This window comes from Shewanella sp. A22, assembly GCF_053850585.1.
This window is the reverse complement of sequence record NZ_JBSQBN010000254.1, coordinates 1-911: the sequence shown is the minus strand read 5'-3', so window position 1 is coordinate 911 and position 911 is coordinate 1. Positions and strand designations below refer to the sequence as shown.

Genomic DNA, 911 nt, shown 5'->3' with positions numbered 1-911 from the left:
GATGATGTAGCTAAATATATGAAATATTACAATCTAGAGCGACTGCACTCGGCAAATGCTGATCAGTCACCGATAGATTTTGAAATATCTTTTAGAAAAGTGTCCGGTTGGAGTTGACCAGAACACACTCAGGGCAAATAAAACCTGTAGACCATTTTCAATTAATAAGAGCTGAAGTGCTATTGTTTTTGAACAATGCCAATAGACTGTATCCAAATTGGTGCTGGACTTTGTTTTTGCCATGAATATTTCGCCAAATAAATGCCTTACCTTAACTATCGTTCTGTTTGAGCAGATCATGGCTGAGACTTGTTAGTTATCAGGTAAGTGTTTGCGTTTTGTGCGGGTTAGAGAAAGCTAAGTCAATATGGCAGGGCTACCGCATGAGTGCTCAATCTTTAACCGACCTACTAAATCCAGCCTTTAATACTGCTTCGAGCATCGATGGATTCATCATGCATCGCTTTTGTTTTCCAACAATGCTTATCTTGGTCGGCTCAGCTCGCAACATATTCAAACTCATATGACGCAGGCATGATAGATTTTCGGCCCCGTGAGCGTTGTAGATTTGACATGTATCCTCACTCATACTGACATCAAGCACCCAGTGCATTGATTCGATACCCCAATGCTCTCGAACGGCTATCGCTGCTTGTTCGACACTTAGCTCCTTAGAGCTGATGTAATAACGGTACTCAAGCTCGATTGGTTTTCCTTTCTCAAGGCGACAATTTTCAACCATAACGATATTTTTTAACCCTTTCCATTTTGAAAAGTCACCGATTAAGTTTGTACTGTCAATAACATAGCACTGGCGACACTCTGTACGCCCATGACCCTGTTCAATTGTGGATTTGTCCGTATTGCTGGAGCGCTGGAAAGAGAAGGCTTTTACTATCGCTTCGCGTAAT

Annotated in this window: 1 protein-coding gene; it reads right to left on the bottom strand. The window is 41.6% G+C overall.

Features of this window, described 5'->3' with window-relative positions:
* Window positions 1–391 precede the first annotated feature (391 nt).
* On the bottom strand, window positions 392–911 hold a 520-nt coding region (locus ACWXWT_RS20570; RefSeq protein ID WP_456043413.1), incomplete at its 5' end, for an ISAs1 family transposase.